The organism is Burkholderia sp. MS455, from assembly GCF_016899445.1.
Lineage (GTDB): Bacteria > Pseudomonadota > Gammaproteobacteria > Burkholderiales > Burkholderiaceae > Burkholderia > Burkholderia pyrrocinia_C.
In genome coordinates, this window is the sequence record NZ_CP041778.1 from 2,938,354 (window position 1) to 2,961,943 (window position 23,590).

General features: G+C 63.1%; 16 protein-coding genes, 2 tRNA genes, 3 rRNA genes and 1 riboswitch. Of the genes, 4 read left to right on the plus strand and 17 right to left on the minus strand.

Annotation, left to right across the window (positions count from 1 at the left end; translation table 11 throughout):
- Positions 1 to 7 precede the first annotated feature (7 nt).
- Positions 8 to 217: a CbtB-domain containing protein gene (locus FPJ27_RS17470; RefSeq protein WP_072443795.1), complete on the minus strand. Its 210-nt coding sequence runs from the start codon at positions 215 to 217 to the stop codon at positions 8 to 10.
- Between the two features lie 32 nt (positions 218 to 249).
- Positions 250 to 388: riboswitch (cobalamin riboswitch) on the minus strand.
- A gap of 54 nt (positions 389 to 442) precedes the next feature.
- On the opposite strand from FPJ27_RS17470, the gene FPJ27_RS17475 reads away from it, so the two are divergent.
- The 3 genes from FPJ27_RS17475 (at position 443) to FPJ27_RS17485 (ending at position 3,832) form a co-directional block, all read left to right on the plus strand.
- Positions 443 to 1,030: a histidine phosphatase family protein gene (locus tag FPJ27_RS17475; RefSeq protein WP_204421956.1), complete on the plus strand. Its 588-nt coding sequence runs from the start codon at positions 443 to 445 to the stop codon at positions 1,028 to 1,030.
- A gap of 180 nt (positions 1,031 to 1,210) precedes the next feature.
- Positions 1,211 to 2,803: an inorganic phosphate transporter gene (locus FPJ27_RS17480; RefSeq protein ID WP_204421957.1), complete on the plus strand. Its 1,593-nt coding sequence runs from the start codon at positions 1,211 to 1,213 to the stop codon at positions 2,801 to 2,803.
- 285 nt (positions 2,804 to 3,088) lie between these two features.
- On the plus strand, positions 3,089 to 3,832 hold the full coding sequence (locus FPJ27_RS17485) for a 2OG-Fe(II) oxygenase (RefSeq protein ID WP_204421958.1): 744 nt from the start codon (positions 3,089 to 3,091) through the stop codon (positions 3,830 to 3,832).
- Positions 3,833 to 4,069: 237 nt separating this feature from the next.
- Here FPJ27_RS17485 and FPJ27_RS17490 read toward each other — a convergent pair whose 3' ends face one another.
- The 13 genes from FPJ27_RS17490 to phnS form a co-directional block, all read right to left on the minus strand.
- The gene (locus FPJ27_RS17490) at positions 4,070 to 5,494 is read right to left on the minus strand and encodes a DHA2 family efflux MFS transporter permease subunit (protein WP_072443803.1); all 1,425 of its coding nucleotides are present in this window, start codon (positions 5,492 to 5,494) and stop codon (positions 4,070 to 4,072) included.
- 544 nt (positions 5,495 to 6,038) lie between these two features.
- Positions 6,039 to 6,151, minus strand: a 5S ribosomal RNA gene (rrf, locus tag FPJ27_RS17495).
- A gap of 185 nt (positions 6,152 to 6,336) precedes the next feature.
- Positions 6,337 to 9,218: ribosomal RNA gene (locus tag FPJ27_RS17500) — 23S ribosomal RNA — on the minus strand.
- 303 nt (positions 9,219 to 9,521) lie between these two features.
- Positions 9,522 to 9,597 (minus strand) — tRNA-Ala (locus FPJ27_RS17505).
- 85 nt (positions 9,598 to 9,682) lie between these two features.
- A tRNA-Ile gene (locus tag FPJ27_RS17510) sits at positions 9,683 to 9,759 on the minus strand.
- 63 nt (positions 9,760 to 9,822) lie between these two features.
- Positions 9,823 to 11,355 (minus strand): 16S ribosomal RNA (locus FPJ27_RS17515).
- The 16S, 23S and 5S rRNA genes sit together here with 2 tRNA genes alongside, the layout of an rRNA operon.
- 506 nt (positions 11,356 to 11,861) lie before the next feature.
- Entirely contained in the window at positions 11,862 to 12,413 is a 552-nt protein-coding gene (locus FPJ27_RS17520) for a phosphonate degradation HD-domain oxygenase (protein ID WP_204421959.1), read from the minus strand.
- A 4-nt stretch (positions 12,414 to 12,417) separates the two neighbouring features.
- Positions 12,418 to 13,872, minus strand: a complete 1,455-nt coding sequence (gene phnY, locus FPJ27_RS17525; protein WP_204421960.1) for a phosphonoacetaldehyde dehydrogenase — start codon at positions 13,870 to 13,872, stop codon at positions 12,418 to 12,420.
- A complete protein-coding gene (phnA, locus tag FPJ27_RS17530; RefSeq protein ID WP_204421961.1) occupies positions 13,869 to 15,176 on the minus strand; it encodes a phosphonoacetate hydrolase in 1,308 nt (435 codons plus the stop codon). The genes phnY and phnA overlap by 4 nt, the downstream gene beginning before the upstream one ends.
- Positions 15,173 to 16,033, minus strand: a complete 861-nt coding sequence (gene phnV, locus FPJ27_RS17535) for a 2-aminoethylphosphonate ABC transport system, membrane component PhnV (RefSeq protein ID WP_204421962.1) — start codon at positions 16,031 to 16,033, stop codon at positions 15,173 to 15,175. Before phnV ends, phnA begins: the two co-directional genes overlap by 4 nt.
- Complete coding sequence (phnU, locus tag FPJ27_RS17540; RefSeq protein WP_204421963.1) at positions 16,023 to 16,943, minus strand: 2-aminoethylphosphonate ABC transporter permease subunit; 921 nt, start codon at positions 16,941 to 16,943, stop codon at positions 16,023 to 16,025. Before phnU ends, phnV begins: the two co-directional genes overlap by 11 nt.
- Positions 16,921 to 18,024, minus strand: a complete 1,104-nt coding sequence (gene phnT / locus FPJ27_RS17545) for a 2-aminoethylphosphonate ABC transport system ATP-binding subunit PhnT (RefSeq protein WP_204421964.1) — start codon at positions 18,022 to 18,024, stop codon at positions 16,921 to 16,923. The genes phnU and phnT overlap by 23 nt, the downstream gene beginning before the upstream one ends.
- Before the next feature lie 34 nt (positions 18,025 to 18,058).
- A complete protein-coding gene (gene phnS, locus FPJ27_RS17550) occupies positions 18,059 to 19,150 on the minus strand; it encodes a 2-aminoethylphosphonate ABC transporter substrate-binding protein (protein ID WP_111018957.1) in 1,092 nt (363 codons plus the stop codon).
- 314 nt (positions 19,151 to 19,464) lie between these two features.
- Between phnS and FPJ27_RS17555 the strand changes: the two genes are divergently transcribed.
- Positions 19,465 to 20,574, plus strand: coding sequence for a 2-aminoethylphosphonate--pyruvate transaminase (locus FPJ27_RS17555; RefSeq protein WP_204421965.1), 1,110 nt, complete (start codon positions 19,465 to 19,467; stop codon positions 20,572 to 20,574).
- Between the two features lie 112 nt (positions 20,575 to 20,686).
- On the opposite strand, the gene FPJ27_RS17560 is transcribed toward FPJ27_RS17555, so the two are convergent.
- Genes FPJ27_RS17560 through aroQ form a run of 3 tightly spaced genes read right to left on the minus strand, consistent with a single transcriptional unit; the run spans position 20,687 to position 23,385 of the window.
- On the minus strand, positions 20,687 to 22,030 hold the full coding sequence (locus FPJ27_RS17560; protein ID WP_204421966.1) for an MFS transporter: 1,344 nt from the start codon (positions 22,028 to 22,030) through the stop codon (positions 20,687 to 20,689).
- A gap of 33 nt (positions 22,031 to 22,063) precedes the next feature.
- Entirely contained in the window at positions 22,064 to 22,933 is an 870-nt protein-coding gene (locus tag FPJ27_RS17565) for a shikimate dehydrogenase (protein WP_204421967.1), read from the minus strand.
- Positions 22,930 to 23,385 (minus strand): type II 3-dehydroquinate dehydratase, encoded by a 456-nt coding sequence (gene aroQ / locus FPJ27_RS17570; protein ID WP_034181783.1) that lies wholly within the window; start codon positions 23,383 to 23,385, stop codon positions 22,930 to 22,932. Before aroQ ends, FPJ27_RS17565 begins: the two co-directional genes overlap by 4 nt.
- Positions 23,386 to 23,590: the final 205 nt, after the last annotated feature.

The window sequence follows — 23,590 nt, forward strand, 5'->3', positions numbered from 1 at the left end:
CTCCGCGTCAGTGGCAGGGAAAGCCGAGCAGGTGGCGGCCGTCGTGGACGAATTCATGAACGACCATGCCCGGCACGAGCGACGTCGCGCCTTGTTCCGCGCCGACGAAATAGAGTGCGAGCAGCAGGATCAGGCCGGCGAACACGGCCCACGGCAGCAGTTCACGGACGGGGATGGGTGCCGGCACGACAACCGGCTTCAGCACTGCTTCGCTCATGGATGCACCTCAGGGGAATCGCGCCCCGGCAAATGTTGGATGGGTACGAAGGCAGGTCTGGCTTCCGGGATCGGGATTCCCCGGTTACAGTGGCGCGACCGCGCCGGGATTGCACCGGCTTCCGCGTTTCGTATCGGGCGAATTGTACGCGCGAACGGCCGCGCATTGAAGGAGTGAAAGCCCGCGGACGACCGCGCACCCGCCCCGGCCCATCCGAAAACCGACATGAACATGCATGCCTCGCTGCGCCTGATCGCACACGCATCGACCCGAGCGATGCGCACCGGCACGTTTCCCGACGACGATCCGCTCGATGCACGCGGGCTCGCAGGCGCCGCTGCGCTGCGCGACCGGTGGGCAGGCGTCGCCGGCTCGCTCGTGCTGTGCAGCCCCGCATGCTGCGCGCGGCAGACCGCCGATGCGCTCGGGCTGCATGCCGACGTCGATGATGCGCTGCGCGACATCGACTACGGAAACTGGCGCGGCAAGCGGCTGCTCGACCTCGCGCGCGACCTGCCGGACGAACTGGGTGCATGGATCGCCGATCCGTCGGCGTCGCCGCATCGCGGAGAGTCGTTCGAAGCCGCCGCTCGCCGTGTCGGAATATGGTTGAACGCGCTGCCGCCCGGCCGAGACATCGTCGCGATCACGCATGCGGCGATCGTTCGCGCGGCCGTCGCACACGCACTGCGGATGGATCCCGACGCTGCAACCCGCATCGACGTCGCGCCGCTGTCGTGCATGACCTTCATTGCATCGCCGCACGGCTGGACGTTGATCACGAACGACGATCGACGCGACACCGATGCGTAAGTCCCTGCGGTGTCGTGTTCACTATGTGGACAGAGATGCGAGCCGACGTGTCGCGTCTCTGTCGCATGCCGACGTTCACCTTGCATCGCCGTAAGACATACCGTTCGTCATCCCGATTGTCATCAAACTGACTGCTGGCCACCGCTAGGATCGGAAGCGGTTCCCTTACGAGATGCCGTCATGAATCAACCCGCTTCGTCCACCGCGAACAATCGCGGCTCCGTCGAGCGCAACCGGCAGGTCGGCTATGCCTTCTTCCTGCTGGTGCTCGCGATCGGCGCCGTCTATATCGCCACGCACCTGATCGCCGATCTGTCGCCTGTCCGCGAAGGATCGCTGTTCCCGTACCTGATGCTCGGCGCCGCGCTGCTGATCGCGCTCGGCTTCGAATTCGTCAACGGCTTCCACGACACCGCGAACGCGGTCGCCACCGTGATCTATACGCACTCGCTGACGCCGAACGTCGCGGTGATCTGGTCCGGCATGTGGAACTTCCTCGGCGTGATGGTCTCGAGCGGCGCTGTCGCGTTCGGCATCCTGCAGTTGCTGCCTGTCGAGCTGATCCTGCAGGTCGGCAGCGGCGCGGGCTTCGCGATGGTGTTCGCGCTGCTGATCGCCGCAATCGTCTGGAACCTCGCGACCTGGTATTTCGGGTTGCCTTCGTCGAGCTCGCATACGCTGATCGGCTCGATCATCGGCGTCGGGCTGATGAACCAGTTGATGCACGGGCCGTCGGGCACGAGCGGCGTCGACTGGGGCCAGGCGCTCGGCGTCGGCAAGTCGCTGCTGCTCTCGCCGATCGTCGGCTTCCTGTGCGCGTCGCTGCTGCTGCTCGTGCTGAAGGCCGTCGTGCGGATTCCCGAGCTGTACAAGGAGCCGCCGAAGGATCAGCCGCCGCCGTTCTGGATTCGCTGCCTGCTGATCCTGACCTGCACGGGCGTGTCGTTCGCGCACGGTTCGAACGACGGGCAGAAAGGGATGGGCCTCATCATGCTGATCCTGATCGGCACGGTGCCGACCGCGTATGCGCTGAACAAGGCCGTTACGCCTGCCGAATCGCAGACCTTCGTTGCGGTCGCGAACCAGGCCGCCGCGACCTTCGGGAAATACACGAACGGCGTCGCGCCGTCCGCGAACCCGCGCGCCGACATCGAGCACTACGTGCAGCGTCGCGAGCTGACGCCCGCCGTGCTGCCGGCCGTACAGCAGTTGTCGACGTCGCTCGCGACCGCGGTCGGTGCGTCGGGCTCGATGGCGGCGGTGCCGCAGCGCGACGTCGACAACGTACGCAACACGATGTATCTGGTATCCGAAGCAATTCGTCTGATCGAGAAGTCGGGCCAGCCCGCGCTTGCCGCTGACGACAAGCTCGCGATCGACAACTATCGCAAGCAGCTCGACCACGCGACCAAGTTCATTCCGACCTGGGTGAAGGTCGCCGTTGCGATCGCATTGGGTCTCGGCACGATGGTCGGCTGGAAACGGATCGTCGTGACCGTCGGCGAGAAAATCGGCAAGCAGCATTTGACGTACGGACAGGGCGCGTCGGCGGAACTCGTCGCGATGCTGACGATCGGCGCAGCCGACGTGTACGGGCTGCCCGTTTCGACGACACACGTGCTGTCGTCGGGCGTCGCGGGCACGATGGCGGCGAACGGGTCCGGGTTGCAATGGAGCACGGTGCGCAGCCTCGTACTCGCGTGGGTGCTGACGCTGCCGGCGTCGATCGCACTTGCGGGCGGGCTCTACTGGTTGTTCCGGTCGCTGGCCTGATCGGGGACGCAGCGGGTGGCCGGCCGAAGCCGGCCGCCTGCTGTTGGAGATTCGACCTTCGCTTCTTCGCTCCGACGTCGACGCATCCGGTGCGCCCATCCCACATCGCGGGCTTTCCCCTCTTCCTTTTCCGAATTGGAGCGCAATATCTGGAACGCGCCGGCGCACGGATGTCGCTAGACTGGGTTCATCAACTTCCATCGTGGACTCAACCGTGCGTGCAACGTTTCCTGAGCATTCCGAGCGACCGCACGGCGCCACACTGCTGACGAACGAGGTACGCCCGTGAACATCGCCGACCTGCAACCTGCCGTCGAATCGCTGGATATCGCGCAACGCGTCGACACGGTCGACTGGACGACCGTCGATGCCGAGCTCGATCGCTACGGATGCGCGCGCTTGCCGGGCCTGATCTCGGCAAGCGAGTGCGATGCGCTCGCATCGCTTTATCCGCGGGATGCGCTCTATCGTTCACGCGTCGTGATGGCGCGACACGGATTCGGGCGCGGCGAATACAAGTATTTCGCCTATCCGCTGCCTGCGACCGTCGCCGAGTTGCGTACCACGATCTACCCGCATCTCACGCCGATCGCGAATCGCTGGAACCAGGCACTCGGGATCGACGTCCGCTATCCGAAAGACCATGCGACCTTCCTCGATCGCTGCCACGCGGCGGGACAGACACGACCGACGCCGCTGATCCTGCAATACTGCGCCGACGACTTCAACTGCCTTCATCAGGACCTGTATGGCGAGAACGTGTTTCCGCTGCAGGTCGCGATCCTGCTGTCGGCGCCGGGACGCGATTTCACGGGAGGTGAGTTCGTGTTGACGGAACAGCGGCCACGCATGCAGTCGCGTGCGGAAGTGGTGCCGCTGACGCAAGGCGACGCGGTGATCTTTGCCGTGCACGGCAGGCCCGTGCAAGGAACGCGCGGTGTCTATCGCGTCAACCTGCGCCACGGCGTAAGCCGGATCAGAAGCGGCCACCGCAACACGGTCGGCATCATCTTCCATGACGCGCAGTGACGGTAACGAGCGCGATACGGTCGTGCGGTTGATCACGCGGATGGGTTCGCGCGGTAAACATCGCACGTCTGTCGCGCCAGTCGCGTGTAATCGTTCCGAGGACGTTACGGCCACGCATCGCCGCACGATCTGCCCGCCCATCAGGTCATCACAGCCATGACGATTCGACGTTGCTTGCGAGCGACAGGAAACCAAAACACTCACCTGTCGCGACACAAACGCGATTAGCAGTCCGTCCTACCCTCGAGCCACATTCGCCCGCAGCCGATCGCCTGCATCGGAGGCCAATCGCGCGTAGCCCGGCAACGTCAGCAGTGCGAGCACGCCCGCCGCGACGAATGCCCAGCGGAAATCGTCGAGCACGTAATGCATGCCGGCCGCATCGCCACGCACCAACGCCGCGAGCCGCAGCGACAACGCGCCGAACGCGATCCCCATCCCGATCGTCATTTGCTGCGCAGCGCTCCACAACGTGCTGGCCGCGCTCGTCTGGTGAGCCGGGATATCCGCATAGGCCAGCGTCGCGAGCGTCGTGAACTGCATCGACCGCGTCAGCCCGTAGACGAATACGACGAACAGCGTGATCGTCAGCGGCGTCGATGCGGTCAGCCAGCCGCATACGATCGTGAAGATGCCGACGAGCGTCACGTCGACGAGCGCGACGCGCCGGAAACCGTAGCGGTCGAGGATCCACGACGTTCCCGCCTTCATGCCGAGATTGCCGAGCGCACTCGCGAGCAGCAGCAAACCGGACTGGAACGGCGACAGTCCGAAACCGATCTGGAACAGCAGCGGCAGCAGGTACGGCACGGCGTTGATCGCCATCCGCGTGATCGAGCCGGTGATCACCGTCACCGAGAACGTCGGTACCTTCAGCGTCGTGAAATCGAGCAGCGGATGCACGCAACGTTGCGCATGCAACCATGCGGCCATGCCGAACAATACGCTCGCGCCCACCAGGACGGCCGCGCGCGTGAAGTGGACATCCTGCTGGCCGGCCGCCTCGGTGCCGATCAACAGACAGGTCAGTGCTCCGCCGGCCAGCACGAAGCCGACCCAATCGAGCGGCCGCTGCTCGTCGGCCCGCGTGTTCCGGACGATCAGCCAGGTACAGACGAGCGCGGCGATGCCGAACGGGACGTTCAACAGGAAGATCCATCGCCAGGACGCATAGGTCGTGATGAAACCGCCGATCGGCGGCCCGACGACGGGCGCGACGATGCCCGGCCACGTGATCGTCGCGATCGCACGCATCAGCCTTGCTTTCTCGGTGCTGCGCACGACGATCATCCGCCCGACCGGCACCATCATCGCTCCGCCGACACCCTGCAGCAGCCGCGCAGCCGTGAACGTCACCACGCCATCGGACAGCCCGCACAGCACCGACGCGCCGGTAAAGACGACGATCGCGCTGGCGAACACCGTGCGCGATCCATATCGATCCGCGATCCAGCCGCTGATCGGGATGAACACCGCAAGCGCAAGCATGTAGGCCGTCATCCCGAGGCTCAGCGCGTTCGGCCCGACGCCGAACGAATGCGCCATTTGCGGCAGCGCGGTCGCGATCACGGTCGTGTCGAGGTACTCCATGAAGAACGTTGCGGCGACGAGATACGGCAAGAAGTCGGTCGTCCGACCACCTTGGGCAGGGCTGTCAGTCATGAATGCAGGAGATGGAATGCGAAAAACACCGACCGCCAATAGGTGCAGACAAGCACCGGGATCGGGGGCGAATGGCGATATTACCCTGAAGGGCTTTGCCTTCGCTTCGCCGACTCATGTCGCACGAATGCACTTTATGCGCATAGATTTCGGGGACGGTTTCGTGCTGCGCTCGTCGAGTGACGTCCTCGGACAGCTCGAGGCAAAGCATGGGAGGATGGATTTCTTTCGCAGAAACACGCCATTTATCGAACATCATCGATGAACGTCGCCCATCAGTGGCCATTACAACATCATCTTCGAATCTGCCGACATGCGCTAGGCACCGGCTGAAGGTGCATCGATACGATGCGTAGAAGAAGACACCTGAAAATTTCAGCGGCGCAGAACTGCGGATCGCTCGAGAACGGTAGCTGCTCAAATCGATGCCATCGGCGCTCCGGCTCTGGCCCCGACTGCGGTGCCGTTGCTTGGCCGCCCGGCATTTTGGCCGCGCCAATGCAAAAACCCCCGCCTGGTTGGGCGGGGGTTTCTGGCTAAGGGAGCCTGACGATTACCTACTTTCACACGGGAATCCGCACTATCATCGGTGTAGAGTCGTTTCACGGTCCTGTTCGGGATGGGAAGGGGTGGGACCGACTCGCTATGGTCATCAGGCAAAGAGGGTTGTTGCGTTGCTTCGCAGCGCAACCAATCTTGGAAGAAGCAGTAATTTAGTTGGGTTGTGAGCTGTATCTCACACGTACGCGGTACTTCAACCGTCGTACGTCGAGTGCCTTGCACTCGACGCTCGATATCCGTAAGCGCTGAAGCGCTAACGGCTATCGAGACAGACTTGTTATAGGATCAAGCCTTACGGGCAATTAGTATCAGTTAGCTGAACGCATTACTGCGCTTACACACCTGACCTATCAACGTCCTGGTCTCGAACGACCCTTCAAGGGGATCTAGTCCCCAGGGATATCTCATCTTAAGGCGAGTTTCCCGCTTAGATGCTTTCAGCGGTTATCTCTTCCGAACATAGCTACCCGGCGATGCCACTGGCGTGACAACCGGTACACCAGAGGTTCGTCCACTCCGGTCCTCTCGTACTAGGAGCAGCCCCCTTCAAATATCCAACGCCCACGGCAGATAGGGACCAAACTGTCTCACGACGTTTTAAACCCAGCTCACGTACCTCTTTAAATGGCGAACAGCCATACCCTTGGGACCGGCTACAGCCCCAGGATGAGATGAGCCGACATCGAGGTGCCAAACACCGCCGTCGATATGAACTCTTGGGCGGTATCAGCCTGTTATCCCCAGAGTACCTTTTATCCGTTGAGCGATGGCCCTTCCATACAGAACCACCGGATCACTATGACCTGCTTTCGCACCTGCTCGACTTGTCGGTCTCGCAGTTAAGCACGCTTATGCCATTGCACTATCAGCACGATTTCCGACCGTACCTAGCGTACCTTCGTACTCCTCCGTTACGCTTTGGGAGGAGACCGCCCCAGTCAAACTGCCTACCATGCACTGTCCCCGACCCGGATCACGGGCCAAGGTTAGAACCTCAAACAAACCAGGGTGGTATTTCAAGGACGGCTCCACCGAAACTAGCGTTCCGGTTTCATAGCCTCCCACCTATCCTACACAGATCGGTTCAAAGTCCAATGCAAAGCTACAGTAAAGGTTCATGGGGTCTTTCCGTCTAGCCGCGGGTAGATTGCATCATCACAAACACTTCAACTTCGCTGAGTCTCGGGAGGAGACAGTGTGGCCATCGTTACGCCATTCGTGCAGGTCGGAACTTACCCGACAAGGAATTTCGCTACCTTAGGACCGTTATAGTTACGGCCGCCGTTTACCGGGACTTCAATCAAGAGCTTGCACCCCATCATTTAATCTTCCGGCACCGGGCAGGCGTCACACCCTATACGTCCACTTTCGTGTTTGCAGAGTGCTGTGTTTTTATTAAACAGTCGCAGCCACCAGTTTATTGCAACCCCTTCACCCTCTGCGCGCAGGCGCATCAAGCTACAAGGGCGTACCTTATCCCGAAGTTACGGTACCAATTTGCCGAGTTCCTTCTCCCGAGTTCTCTCAAGCGCCTTAGAATACTCATCTCGCCCACCTGTGTCGGTTTGCGGTACGGTCATCGTTAGACTGAAGCTTAGAGGCTTTTCTTGGAACCACTTCCAATTGCTTCGCTCCCTAAGGAGCTCGCGCCACACCCTTGAATCCTGCGCCCGGATTTGCCTAAGCGCCTTCTCCAATGCAGCGACCGGGACTTCCAACACCCGGACAACCTTCCGCGATCCGTCCCCCCATCGCATCTAACAATGGTGCAGGAATATTGACCTGCTTCCCATCAGCTACGCATTTCTGCCTCGCCTTAGGGGCCGACTCACCCTACGCCGATGAACGTTGCGTAGGAAACCTTGGGCTTACGGCGAGGGGGCCTTTCACCCCCTTTATCGCTACTCATGTCAGCATTCGCACTTCCGATACCTCCAGCACGCTTTTCAACGCACCTTCGCAGGCTTACGGAACGCTCTCCTACCATGCGTGCAAAGCACGCATCCGCAGCTTCGGTATATAGCTTAGCCCCGTTACATCTTCCGCGCAGGACGACTCGATCAGTGAGCTATTACGCTTTCTTTAAAGGGTGGCTGCTTCTAAGCCAACCTCCTGACTGTTTTAGCCTTCCCACTTCGTTTCCCACTTAGCTATATTTGGGGACCTTAGCTGGCGGTCTGGGTTGTTTCCCTCTTGACACCGGACGTTAGCACCCGATGTCTGTCTCCCGTGATTGCACTCTTCGGTATTCGGAGTTTGCTATGGCGGGGTAATCTGCAATAGACCCCCCAACCATGACAGTGCTCTACCCCCGAAGGTGAGACACGAGGCACTACCTAAATAGTTTTCGGAGAGAACCAGCTATTTCCAAGTTTGTTTAGCCTTTCACCCCTATCCACAGCTCATCCCCTAACTTTTCAACGTTAGTGGGTTCGGACCTCCAGTACGTGTTACCGCACCTTCATCCTGGCCATGGATAGATCACTTGGTTTCGGGTCTACGCCCAGCAACTGAACGCCCTATTCGGACTCGCTTTCGCTACGCCTGCCCTATACGGTTAAGCTTGCTACTGAACGTAAGTCGCTGACCCATTATACAAAAGGTACGCCGTCACCCCTTACGAGGCTCCGACTGTTTGTATGCATGCGGTTTCAGGATCTATTTCACTCCCCTCCCGGGGTTCTTTTCGCCTTTCCCTCACGGTACTGGTTCACTATCGGTCGATCACGAGTATTTAGCCTTGGAGGATGGTCCCCCCATCTTCAGACAGGATTTCACGTGTCCCGCCCTACTTGTCGCACACCTAGTTCTTTCATACTGTTTTCGCCTACAGGGCTATCACCTGCTATGGCCGCACTTTCCAGAGCGTTCGGCTAACAATACAAATAAAGAGTGCAAGGCTCATCCCATTTCGCTCGCCACTACTTTGGGAATCTCGGTTGATTTCTTTTCCTGCGGTTACTTAGATGTTTCAGTTCACCGCGTTCGCTTCACATGGCCTATGTATTCAGCCATGGATACTCCAAAAGGAGTGGGTTTCCCCATTCGGACATCTACGGATCAAAGCTCGTTTGCCAGCTCCCCGTAGCTTTTCGCAGGCTACCGCGTCCTTCATCGCCTGTGATCGCCAAGGCATCCACCACATGCACTTGTTCGCTTGACCCTATAACGAGTCTGTCTCTCGACAGTCGTTACAGGTTGAGTTCTCGCGTTGTGCCGTATTCCAATTGAGCCGAACAATGAAGTTCGAATCATCTTGAGATACATCGATACAATCACAACCCGGATAGTTTTCACGTCCATCTCGAGACGCTTCCGCTATCCAAATTACTTGCTTCTTCCAGATTGTTAAAGAACGACAGCCGATATGGTGTTACTCATATCACTCTGACTGGCTCAATCGCCAATGGCAAATGCTCGTCTCACACGTCACTTTCGTGTGATCCAAACGCTTCCCATTGAAGATTGGTGGAGGCAGACGGGATCGAACCGACGACCCCCTGCTTGCAAAGCAGGTGCTCTCCCAGCTGAGCTATGCCCCCATGTACAGAGACCTCAGGTACTAGCCTGTCGGCTTGGGGTACTCGTAAGCGCTAAAGCGCTAACGATCACCGACACGTCAGACAATGGTGGGTCTGGTTGGATTCGAACCAACGACCCCCGCCTTATCAAGACGGTGCTCTAACCGACTGAGCTACAGACCCCTGAGTCTGTCTTTAATTTACAGCCGATAAGCGTGAGCGCTCAACTTCGCGAGATAGCTCTGGAAAGGAGGTGATCCAGCCGCACCTTCCGATACGGCTACCTTGTTACGACTTCACCCCAGTCATGAATCCTACCGTGGTGACCGTCCTCCTTGCGGTTAGACTAGCCACTTCTGGTAAAACCCACTCCCATGGTGTGACGGGCGGTGTGTACAAGACCCGGGAACGTATTCACCGCGGCATGCTGATCCGCGATTACTAGCGATTCCAGCTTCATGCACTCGAGTTGCAGAGTGCAATCCGGACTACGATCGGTTTTCTGGGATTAGCTCCCCCTCGCGGGTTGGCAACCCTCTGTTCCGACCATTGTATGACGTGTGAAGCCCTACCCATAAGGGCCATGAGGACTTGACGTCATCCCCACCTTCCTCCGGTTTGTCACCGGCAGTCTCCTTAGAGTGCTCTTGCGTAGCAACTAAGGACAAGGGTTGCGCTCGTTGCGGGACTTAACCCAACATCTCACGACACGAGCTGACGACAGCCATGCAGCACCTGTGCGCCGGTTCTCTTTCGAGCACTCCCACCTCTCAGCAGGATTCCGACCATGTCAAGGGTAGGTAAGGTTTTTCGCGTTGCATCGAATTAATCCACATCATCCACCGCTTGTGCGGGTCCCCGTCAATTCCTTTGAGTTTTAATCTTGCGACCGTACTCCCCAGGCGGTCAACTTCACGCGTTAGCTACGTTACTAAGGAAATGAATCCCCAACAACTAGTTGACATCGTTTAGGGCGTGGACTACCAGGGTATCTAATCCTGTTTGCTCCCCACGCTTTCGTGCATGAGCGTCAGTATTGGCCCAGGGGGCTGCCTTCGCCATCGGTATTCCTCCACATCTCTACGCATTTCACTGCTACACGTGGAATTCTACCCCCCTCTGCCATACTCTAGCCTGCCAGTCACCAATGCAGTTCCCAGGTTGAGCCCGGGGATTTCACATCGGTCTTAGCAAACCGCCTGCGCACGCTTTACGCCCAGTAATTCCGATTAACGCTCGCACCCTACGTATTACCGCGGCTGCTGGCACGTAGTTAGCCGGTGCTTATTCTTCCGGTACCGTCATCCCCCGGCTATATTAGAACCAAGGATTTCTTTCCGGACAAAAGTGCTTTACAACCCGAAGGCCTTCTTCACACACGCGGCATTGCTGGATCAGGCTTTCGCCCATTGTCCAAAATTCCCCACTGCTGCCTCCCGTAGGAGTCTGGGCCGTGTCTCAGTCCCAGTGTGGCTGGTCGTCCTCTCAGACCAGCTACTGATCGTCGCCTTGGTAGGCCTTTACCCCACCAACTAGCTAATCAGCCATCGGCCAACCCTATAGCGCGAGGCCCGAAGGTCCCCCGCTTTCATCCGTAGATCGTATGCGGTATTAATCCGGCTTTCGCCGGGCTATCCCCCACTACAGGACATGTTCCGATGTATTACTCACCCGTTCGCCACTCGCCACCAGGTGCAAGCACCCGTGCTGCCGTTCGACTTGCATGTGTAAGGCATGCCGCCAGCGTTCAATCTGAGCCAGGATCAAACTCTTCAGTTTAAACCTGTTACTGTTTTCGGTTCAGTTAAGAACCGGTCGCTCACTCAAAGCTGACAGGAATATGTATCACTTCATAAACCTGACTTACTTTAGTGTGAGACTCTTGATACTTTCGCTATCTGATCCGAAGATCAGCTCGCTTCCATCAAGCGCCCACACTTATCGGCTGTTAATTTTTAAAGAGCATTTCTGCGAGAAACTTCGTGTTTCTCAGCAGCGCCGCGTTTTCAGCAGCAGAGAAGCGAGATTATGAACCGTGTTTCGCAGCTCGTCAACAACTTTTTAACCACTTCGTTGCGACTGCGGGGCCCATCTTCCTGCGCCAGCCGTGCGCCCAACCTGCTGCACACCACCGACTTCGCTTCCCTCCCCCGCGCCGCGTTTCCGTTAGCGCGAAAGAGGCGTGATTCTATGCACCCCGCGACAATCATGCAAGGGGTTTCGCAAAAAATAAAAGGCCCCGCACGCTGCCGCGTGCGGGGCCTTTTATAGAAGCAGCCGAACCGTCAGGCCGCGCGCACCTGGCGCGCGACGATCTCCATATAGTGATCGAGATCCGGCGTCGTTTTTCCTTCTTCCTTCGCGGTATCGTCCCAGCGACGCAAACGCAGCGCGTCCTCCGCAAACGGGCGCTGCAGGAACGCCGCCGTTTCCTCTTCACTAAAGATGCCCCCCTGCAACGCGAGGCTGCGCACCGAGTCCGGCGACAGGCTCTCGAAGTAGCCGGCGTCCGTGCGGCACAGGCAGCGCTTCGCATCGACGTGCAGCCGGATCGGTTCCAGCACCGCGTCGGAAAATAGCGGCCGCAGGAACGGCAGCACGTAATACTGATGCAGATCGTCGATCCCGCGCGCGCTCGGCGTCTCGCCCTGGCGATTCAGCAGGTGCCCGAGGTCGTGCAGAAACGCCGCCGCAACCAGCGCTTCGTCAGCGCCCGCCTCTTCCGCCAGCAATCCGCTTTGCAACGCATGCTCGAGCTGCGTGACCGGTTCACCGCTATAGGCCACATGGCCGTGCTCGCGATACAGCCCGTGGATCTCTTCCACCGTCAATGCCATTCGCTCACTCCCAAGGCAGCGAAAACGTCTTCAGGTTCGTGAAGCTCTTCATCGCCTCCTGAACACCTTCCTTGTAACCGAGCCCCGAATCCTTGATCCCGCCGAACGGCGACAACTCGATCCGGTATCCGGGCACCTCCCATACATTCACGGTGCCGACGTTCAGCTCGTTTACAAATCGCACGACGGCTGCCGTGCTGTCCGTACAGACTCCCGACGACAGCCCGAACGCCGTTCCGTTGCTGATCCGGATCGCGTCGTCGATCGTGTCGAACGCGATGACGGGCGATACGGGGCCGAAGGTCTCCTCGCGCACGATCGTCATCGACGGATCGACGTTGTCGAGGACGGTCGGCGCATACAGCGCGCCGCGCCGCACATTGCCGGTCAGCAGGCGCGCACCCTGCGCAACCGTCTCGTCGACCCGCGCCTCGAACAGCCGCGCCGCCGCCTCGTCGATCACCGTGCCCATTTCGTTCGCCGGATCGAACGGATCGCCGTACTTCCATGCGCGGGTCTTCTCGACGAGCAACTCGGTAAACGCGGGCGCGATGGAGCGCTGCACCAGCATCCGCTTGACGGCCGTGCAACGCTGGCCCGAATTCCGGTACGAACCGAGCACCGCCAGTGATGCCGCGCGTTCGAGATCGGCATCATCGAGAACGATCAGCGGGTCGTTGCCGCCCAGCTCCAGCACGATGCGCCGGTAGCCGGCCCGCGCGACAATCGCCTTGCCGATCGCAACGCCGCCGGTAAACGTGATCAGCGATGCATGCGGATGCGTAACGAGTTCGTCCGCAATCTCGCGCGGGTCGCCGGTCAGCACCTGCAGCATCGGCTCCGGCAGCCCGGCCTCAACCAGCAGATCGGCCAGATAGAACGCCGACAGCGGCACCTTCTCCGACGGCTTCACGATCACGCGGTTGTTGGTCGCGATCGCCGGCGCGATCTTGTGCGCAACCTGGTTCATCGGATGATTGAACGGCGTGATCGCGACGATCACGCCGTCGAGCGGCTGCCGCTGCGAGAACACGCGTCGCGCCTTGCCGTGGGGCGTCAGGTCGCACGAGAAACTTTGCGCGTCGTCGCGCAGCGCCTCGACCGCCGCGAACTTCAGCACGTCGGCAACGCGACCGATCTCGTAGCGGGAATCCTGTTTCGACAGCCCCGATTCGAGCGTGATCAGGTCGGACGCTTCCTCGGTACGCTCGCGCAGCAGCGCGGCCGCACGTTCGAGGATCTGCGAACGCTCGTAGCGCGTAAGCTTCGGCCGGTAGGCCATCGCGTAATCGAACGCGGCGCGCACGTCGTCGACGCTGGCGAGCGGCGCGGTACCGACCCGGGCGCCCGTATAAGGATCGTCGATATCGAAGGTGCGCTCGCGCGTCGCGCGCGTGCCGCACCAGCGCAGCGCCTCGGCGCGAAACTCGGGGTGGTCTTGCCGGGGGTGGGCCATCATGTCGCGATCCGGTTCAGCACGAAATCGAACACGTCGAAGTTGCGCGGGCGACGCGCGGGATCGTCCCGCTCGATACGGCGATTGAACAGCAGCGGCACTTCCTGTTCCGACACGCCGCCATGCGAACGTAGCGGCACCGTGAGGCCCGACAGGTCGTGTTCGCGCTCGCGCGTGCCGAGCGTCATGTCGCGACGGCCGATCACGACGAGATCGCCGATCCGGTCGGCCGGCAGCTCGAAGCGTGCGGCGGCTTCCGCGTTGTCGAGCACGAGCTCGACACCGTCGAGGCCGCCGACGCGCCACATCGCCTCGGCCCGGTCGACGCCCGGCGCCAGGTAGATGGTTGCAAACGAACCCAGCGCGCCGTGGTGCACGACATACGGATCGGTAATCGGCAGGATCACGCGCGCGGCCTGCGCGCCGTACCAGCCGTCGAACGCATCCTGCAGATAAATCACGTTCGGGCGGCCGGTCGCGGGATCGTGCTTCGCGTTCATCCCGTGGTCGGCCGTGAGCCCGATCGCCCAGCCGAGCGCGTCGAGCTGCGCGAGATAGCCGTCCATCATCGCGTAGAACGCGTTCGCGCCGGCGCTGCCCGGCTCGCACTTGTGCTGCACGTAGTCGGTGGTCGACAGGTACATCAGGTCGACCTGCCGCGTCTGCGCGAGCCGCACGCCGGCCGCGAACACGAATTCGGACAACGCCGCGCTGTAGACATCCGGCGACGGCAGGCCGACCCAGTCGAGCACGTCGACGATGCCGTTTTCCGCGAGATTCGCCTGCGCGGCCTTCTCGGCGGAAAAGCAGATGCCGTTCAGCTGCCAGCCAAGCAGCCGGCGCAGCTTGTCCTTCGCCGTCACGACGGCCACCCGCGCACCGGCGTCGGACGCCGCCGCGAGCAGCGTACCGGCCCGCAGATAGGCCGGATCGTTCATCATCACTTCGGCGCCGCGCCCGCCGTCGGCGGCCGCGTCCCAGAAATAGTTGCCGCAGATCCCATGGACCGACGGCGGCACGCCGCAGACGATCGACAGGTTGTTCGGGTTGGTGAAGGTCGGCACGACGCAATCGGCGCGCCACGCCGTGCCTTCCGCGATCATCCGGGCAATGAACGGCGCGACGCCCGCTTCCACCGCACGTTCGAGATAGTCGTACTCGCAGCCGTCGACACAGACGACGACGGTCGGCTCGACCGGCAGCCGGTAGCGCCGGCCGTTGACGTCGACGGAGCGTCCCGCGAGATCCGGCGATGCGCCGGCCGCCGACGCTTCACCGGGATGGCGCAATGCGAACGCGGCGTTCATGATGCAGCCCGCGTGCCGCGCGGCACGCGCGCGGCGATCAGCAGCAGCGCCGCGAGCGACGCGCCGAGCATCAGCAGCGACAACGCCGATGCCGGAAGGTAATAACCACGCTCGACCTGACCGATCACGACGATCGGCACGGTCGCGAAGCCGGGCGGATAAACCGTCAGTGTGGCGCCGAGCTCGCCGAGCGACAGCGCAAAACCGAGCGCGAGGCTCGCGCGCAGCGCCGGCACGAGCTGCGGCAGCAGCACGCGGCGCAGCACCATCGCGGGTGGCGCACCGAGGCTCGCCGCGGCTTCGCGCAGCACGGTCAGCTCAGGGCGCAGCGCGGCGGCCGCGCAGCGATAGCAGAACGGCAAAATCAGCGCGAGCTGCACGAGCACGACGATCGCCGCCGAGCTCGACAAGTCGACCGGCTTCTGGTGATACGCGATCAGCACCGCGAGCCCGAGCACGACGCTCGGCACGCCGTTCGGCACCATCACGAGCGCGTCGACGACCGCGCCGAGGCCGCGTCGGTCGCGCCCTTCGAGCGCAAGCGCAAGCCACAGCCCGAGGATCGTGCCGATCGCCGACACGCCGAAGCCGATTTCGAGGCTCGTCAGCAGCGCATCGTATTCCGGCGAGCCGAGCCGCTCGAACCAGCGCAGGCTGTAACCGGCCGGCAAGATCGTGCCCGACCATTGCGTCGACACGCTCGACAGCGCGACGACGATGACGGGCAGCACGAACAGCCAGAAGCACGCGAATGCGGCCAGCGCGAGCGCGGCGCGCGACGCATGCTTGAGCAGCGCGTCGCTCCAGCCGATCTGGCGGCGCGGCACGGCCTGCCCGATACGGAATTCAGCGGACATCGTCCCCTCCCGTCGCACGCCGGTTCACCCGGCGATAAACCGTATACAGCGCCAGCGACAGCGCGAGCATCACGACCGCGCCGGCCGACGCGGTCGGCAGGTCGAGATCGACGGTCGCGCTGCTGTAGATCGCGACCGGCAGCGTCACGAGCCGCGCGCTGCCGAGCACGAGCAAAATCCCGAATTCGTTCAGCGTCAGCAGGAAGCACAGTACGGTGCCGGCGGCGATGCCCGGCCACGCGATCGGCAGCACGACGCGGCGCGCGAGCATCCAGCCGGGCGCGCCGAGGCTGCGCGCGGCTTCGATCAGCCGCAGGTCGAGCGTCGCGAACGACGCGAGTGTCGGCCGCACGACGAACGGCGTATAGAACACGGTCTGCGCGAGAATCACGCCGCCGATGCCGAACAGGAAATCGAGCGGCGGATTCTCGAGATGGAACAGGCGCTGCAGCGCGATGCCGATCGACCCTTGCGAGCCGTACAGGAAGATCAGCGTGAACGCGACGAGGAACGACGGAAACGCGACGTACAGTTCCAGGAAGCGCGTGACGAGCGATGCGCCCGGAAACGGCTTGAAGAACAGCAGCGCGGCCAGCAGCACGCCGAGCACCGACGCGGTGCCGGCGCTCGCGAACAGCACGCCGAGCGTCGTCAGCAGCACGGTGCGCGTGTCGGGGTTACCGAAGAAGGTCCGGTATGCGGCAAAACTCAGCCCGTGTTCGCCCGATACGCTCAGCAGTACGAGCCGCACCAGCGGATACACGACGAGCGGGCCCAGCACGACGACCGCGAGCGCGGCCAGGTGCAGGTCGCCCATGCGCTTGCGGCGCCGCGCGACGGCGGCATGCGCGGCGGCGGACGCGAGCACGTGCGGCGGCAGGCCGGCCTCAGGGCTCGATAAGGACGACATCGTCTGCCTCGCAATGCAGGGAAACGCGCGCACCGCGCTCGGGGGCCGCGCCGCGGCCGCGTTGCATCGTCACGCGCACGGGTTCGTCGGGCGCCGCGTCGATCACGACCGCGATCGACAGGTCCGCGCCCTGCCATTCGACGGACGACACCGTGCCGTGCAAGCCGCCTGCAGCGGGCGGCATCACGGTCAGGCGCTCGGGGCGCACGCACGCGACCTTGTCGCGCACTTCGTGACGCGGATCGCCGAGCGGGAAAATCACGTGCGGCGGCAGCAGGTTCGCCGGGCCGAGATAGCGCGCGACGTAGCCGTCCTGCGGCGCGTCGTACAGTTGCTGCGGCGTGCCGAGCTGCGCGATGCGGCCGTCGCGCAGCAGCAGCGCGCGATCGGACAGCACGAGCGCGTCGTCGCGGTCGTGCGTCACGCAGACGACGGTCAGGTTCGGCAGGCGCTCGTGCAGCGCCTTCAGTTCGCTGCGCACCGATGCGCGCAGGTTGGCGTCGAGCGCCGACAGCGGCTCGTCGAGCAGCAGCACGTCCGGCTCGATCACGAGCGCGCGGGCCAGCGCGACGCGCTGCTGCATTCCGCCCGAAAGCTGCGCGGGCAGGTGGTGGCCCGCATCGCCGAGCTGCACGAGCTTCAGCGCGTCGGCGACGCGTCGCGTCACTTCGGGCGACGCCATGCCGCGTGCGCGCAGCCCGAAGGCGACGTTCTCGAACACCGACAGGTGCGGGAACAGCGCGTAATTCTGGAACAGCAGACCAAGATTGCGCTTGTGCGGCGGCGCATAGGTCAGGTCGCGTCCGGCAACGGTCAGCGTGCCGGTCAGGCCGTCGGCCTTCACGAACCCGGCGATGAAGCGCAGCAGCGTGGTCTTGCCGCAGCCGCTCTTGCCGAGCACGGTCAGAAATTCGCCGGCGCCGATCGACAGCGACAGATCTTCCAGCACCGTGCGTGCGCCGTAGCGCACGCTCAGGTGCTGGATCTGCACGCCGCCCGGCGCGCCGGACCGCAGCGTCGCGTGCGGTTCGGCGGCGCCGAATGCGCCGGGATGGGTCAGGGTGGTTTCCACCGGGTTCATCCTCTTGCTCGCTGATACAGGCGGTGTGCGCCGATCACTTCGGCTTGACGACGTCGAGCTGCTTGCCCGAGCTGCCGATCACGTCCTTCTTCCAGCGCTCGATCCACACCGGCTTCTTCGCCATCACCTGGGCCCAGTCGACCGGGATCAGCTTCACGCCGGCGATCGCCTTCTTGACCGCTTCGCCGTTCTTGCCGGCCAGCGGCACGTCCGTGCGGCCCGGGATGCCGTACATGTCCGGCACCTTCGACTGCACTTCCGTCGACATCAGATAGTCGATCAGCTTCTTGCCGGCGTCCTGGTTCGGGCCGCTCTTGATCAGCCCGATGCCGTACGGGAGCTGGAACGTGGTCGGCTGGTCGCCTTCCTTCGCGGCCAGGAAGATCGGCTTGACGGACAGCGCGCCGTGTTCGGCATCGTCGAGGTCCATCTGCAGGTCGCCGTTCGCGACGCTGATCTCGTTACGCGACAGCAGCACGTTCAGGTAGCCCGTGCCCTTCGTGTGGAACTTCACGCTCTGCGACAACTTCGCGAGGTAGTCGAACGCCTTGTCCTCGCCCATCAGCGAGGTCGTCAGGATCAGCACGGCCATCCCGTCGCCGGCCGTGGCCGGGTTCGAGTACGCGACCTTGCCGGCGTAGCTCGGCGACAGCAGGTCGGCGAACGTCTTCGGCTGGTTCTTCACGACGTCCGGGTTGATCGCGAACGAGAAGTAGTTGTTCACGAACGTCGCCCACGTGCCGTCCTCGGCCTTCGCGATCGCCGGCACGTTCTTGTAGTTCACGCTCTGATACGCCTGTAGCAGGCCCATCTGGCCGGCCTGCTGAATGAACGGCGGCAGCGTGACGATCACGTCGGCCTTCGGGGAATTCTTCTCGATGTTCGCGCGGTTGACGACCTCGCCGCTGCCCGCCGTCACGATGTTGACCTTGACGCCTTCCTTCTTCTCGAAGGCCGGCAGCACATCGCGATAGAGGTTCTCGAGACCGTCCGCCGTATACAGCACGACCGCGTTTGCCGCATGCGCCGGCAGCGCGGCACCTTGCAGCAGACCGGCGGCGCAGGCGGCCAGTGCGAGCTTGCGGAACGCGCCGGCAGCGGCGCGCGAGGAATTCTGCAGTGTCATCTCACTTCTCCGTAGGCGGAACACCAAACGGCCGGGGCATGTCCGGCCCCATGCTTCGCGGTCGGCCGGAGTTGGCGCTTCAGCACTTCCTCCGGCTCCATGCAAGGCCTGTTATCTCCGGGCAGGCCGATAAGCGGCCCGCCTCGCCGCCGCGCTGCGGTTGGTTTCGCGCGGCAACCGAAGGATCACAGCGTTCAATGACAAACCCGTGACGAGTGCCACAATTTCCAAAAAATGACACATTTTGCCAATATCATGCACGTCATTCAGAAATGCCGCCCGGCGTTTCGCCCGACCTTTGCTGGAGACAAACCATGCCCGACCCGATCCTGCTCACGCCCGGCCCGCTCACCACGTCCGCCACAACCCGCCACGCAATGCAACATGACTGGGGGTCGTGGGACGCCGCTTTCAACCAGTTGACGGCCAGCGTCTGCACGGACCTCGTCGCGATCGCGCGCGGCGGCGGCGACTACGTGTGCGTGCCGATGCAGGGCAGCGGCACGTTCTCGGTCGAGGCCGCGCTCGGCACGCTGGTGCCGCGCGACGGCGTCGTGCTCGTGCCCGACAACGGCGCGTATTGCGCGCGCATCCTGAAGATCCTCGGCCGGCTCGGCATCGACGCGATCGCGTTGCCGTTCGGCGAGGACGCGGCCGTCGACGCGGCCGCGGTCGAGGCCGCGTTCGCACGCGAGCCGCGCATCACGCACGTCGCCCTCGTGCACCTGGAGACGAGCGCCGGCATCCTGAACCCGCTGGACGCGATCGCGGCCGCATGCCGGCGACACGGCAAGCGGCTGATCGTCGATGCGATGAGTTCGTTCGGCGCGCTGCCGATCGCGCTGGCGGACAGCGGCATCGATGCGCTGATCTCGGCGAGCGGCAAATGCCTCGAAGGCGTGCCGGGGATGGGTTTCGCGATCGTGCGGCGCGACGCGCTCGACGCGAGCGAAGGCAACTCGCGGTCGCTCGCGCTCGATCTTCACGATCAATATGCGTACCTGCGCAAGACGGGCCAGTGGCGCTTCACGCCACCGACGCACGTGATCGCCGCGCTGCGCGCCGCGCTCGACCAGTACCTCGCCGAAGGCGGCCAGCCCGCGCGCGGCGCGCGCTACGCGGAGAATTGCCGGACGCTGGTCGAATCGATGCGCGCGCTCGGCTTCGTGCCGTTCCTCGACGCGGGCGTGCAGGCACCCGTGATCGTCACGTTCCACGCGCCCGACCATCCGGCCTACGATTTCCGCCGCTTCTACGACGCGGTGCGCGACGCGGGCTTCATCCTGTATCCGGGCAAGCTCACGCAGCTCGAGACCTTCCGCGTCGGCTGCATCGGCGCGATCGATGCCGACGATATCCGGCGCGCGGTGGCTGCGATCGCGCAGGCGGTCGAATCGCTCGGCATCGCCGTGCAGCGCGCGTAACGCGCCACGCGAGCCGGGATACAAGCCGGCACACCAGCCGGCGCGCAAACAAAAAAGCCCGGCGGCCAACCGGCCGCCGGGCGAACGCACGAGATGCGCGTGGAGTGGGTGCTTACAGCTCGATCCGCTTGATGTCGCCGACGACGAAGATGTACGACAGCGCCCCGACCAGCGCGATCACGCCGATGAACACGAGCGCACCGACGAACGAGCCGGTCGACGCGACAATGAAGCCGACGACGAGCGGCGTGATGATCCCCGCCAGGTTCGCCGCGAAGTTGAAGATGCCGCCCGTCACGCCGAGCAGGCCGTCCGGCGCGATGTCCGACACGAGCGTCCAGCCGAGCGCGGCCATCCCCTGCGCGAAGAATGCGACCGACATGATCGCGATCACGGCCTCGTTGCTCTGCACGTAGTTAGCGAGAATGATCGTCGATGCGAGCAGCAGGCCCGCGATGATCGGCAGCTTGCGTGCGAGGTTCGCGGATTTGCCGCGGCGCAGCAGCCAGTCGGAGAAGATCCCGCCGAACATCACGCCGACCGACGCGGCGATGAACGGCATCACCGCGAAGAAGCCGATCTTCAGCCAGCCCATGTGGCGCTCGGTCGCGAGATAGGTCGGGAACCAGGTCAGGAAGAACACGAGCGTCGAATTGCCGGCGAACTGGCCGAGGCAGATGCCCGCGAGCTGGCGCTTCTTCAGCAACTGGCCGGCCATCGCCCAGCTGAACTTCTTCTGCCCGCCCTTGCCGCCGTTGTCACCGTCCTTGCGTGCGGCGTGCACGAGACCGCCGCCCGCCTCGATATACGCAAGCTCTTCCGAGTTGGCGCCCGGATGGTTGCGCGGCTCGTGATAGAACTTCCACCAGACCAGGCCGAACGCGATGCCGACCGCGCCGACGACCCAGAACAGCGAGCGCCAGCCGAACGCGCCCATCAGCGCGAACAGCACGGGGCTGAAGAACGCGAGGCCGATGTACTCGCCGACGGTATAGGTGCCCGTTGCCATCGCGCGCTCGTTCTGCGGGAACCACGTCGCGACGACACGGCTGTTGGTCGGGAAGCACGGCGCCTCCGTCACGCCAAGGCCGAGCCGGCATGCGAGCAGCGTCGCGACGCCCGGCACGAAACCCTGCAGTAACGTGCAAAGCGACCACAGCGTCATCGACCAGTAATAGGTGATCTTGCTGCCGAAGCGGTCGAGGAACAGGCCGCCGGGCACCTGCATCGCGACGTACGTCCACGAAAACGCGGAAAACATGATGCCCATCACGGCCGCGTTGATGCCGAGCTCCTTGGTAAGCTGCGGCGCAGCCACCCCCAGCACGGTGCGGTCGAGGTAGTTGATCATCGTGCCGATCGCGAGCAGCGCGAGAATCTTGTAGCGCGCCGAGGTGCGCCGGACCGTGCCGGCCGCCTGCGCCGGCGCGGCACTCGTATGAGTGGTGTGCTGCATGGTCGTCTCCTGGTCTCTCTTTCTATAAGGGGGTCAGCGCGCGACGAGCGACTGAAAGTGATCGAACATCCGCTCGGGGTCGGGCGTGCGTCCGGTGAAGATCTCGAACGCGTCGACGGCCTGGTAGACGGCCATCCCGCCACCTGGCAGCGTGGCGCAGCCGGCCGCGCGCGCGGCGCGGATCAGTTCGGTTTCGAGCGGGAAATACACGATGTCGGCCACCCACATCCCAGCGTGGAGCAGCTCGGCCGGCAGCGGCAGGCCCGGGTGCTTGGTCATGCCGGTCGGTGTCGCGTGAATCAGGCCCGTCGCGGCGCGCATCGCGGCCGCGAGATCGTCGCCGGACGGAGCGCCGCCCGACGCAACGCGCGCGGCCGGGAAGCGCTGCTGCAGCTCGCCCGCGAGCGCGATGGCGCGCGCGCCATCGACATCGAAAATCGTCAGTTCGGCCGCGCCCATCTGCAGCGCCGCATGGGCCACGGCCGCGCCCGCGCCGCCCGCACCGAGCTGGACGACGCGTTCGAGCGACGCACCGGGCAGCCCGCGGCGGAACGATTTCGCGAAGCCCGACCAGTCGGTGTTGTGGCCGATCCGCTTGCCGTCCTTGAACAGCACGGTGTTCACTGCGCCGAGCGCGCGGGCATCGTCCGACAGCTCATCGAGGTGTTCGATCACGCGCTGCTTGCACGGGTGCGTAATGTTGAGTCCGTTGTAGCCCATCCGCTGCGCCGCATCGAGCAGTTGCGGCAGCGCGTCGGCGGTCACGCCGAGCACGTCGAGATCGATGCGCCGGTAGACGTAGCCGAAGCCCTGGCGGAATCCTTCTTCCTCGTGCATCGCGGGCGACAGCGAACCGCCGATACCCTGGCCGATCAGGCCGATCAGAAACGACGGGCGGCTCATCGCGCGGCTCCCTGCGCAAACAGCGTCGACAGACGCTGCAGCGCGAACACGTAGCCTTCGGTGCCGCAGCCGCAGATCACGGCTTCGGCGACCGCCGACACATAGGAATGGTGACGGAACGCCTCGCGGCGATGCACGTTCGAGATATGCACTTCGATCACCGGCTTCGCGATCGCCGACAGCGCATCGGCCAATGCCACCGACGTATGCGTATAGGCGGCCGGGTTGATCACGATGCCGTGCGTGTCGTGACGCGCCGCATGCAGCCAGTCGATCAGCTGGTGCTCCGCGTTCGACTGGCGGAAATCGATCTCCAGCCCGAGCCCGTCGGCCGCCGCGCGGCAGCGCTGCTCGACGTCGGCGAGCGTTTCCGCGCCGTAGATATGGGGCTCGCGTGTCCCCAGCAGATTCAGGTTCGGGCCGTTCAGCACCAGCACCTTGTGCTTGCTCATGGTGATTCTGCTCCTAAAACGGGGGCGAATCGCTAGCCGACTTCGCCCCCTGACGTCAAGATTTGGCGCTAGTGTGCGCTTGCGCAAGCGCAATGTCTTTTCGGGTTTTCGCTAATTTGTACCAACTAGTTAGTTTGTATAATCCATGTCACTTACCCAGTAAATTCGGGATATGGCGCGCACCCGGAACTCAACGACTGGTTCA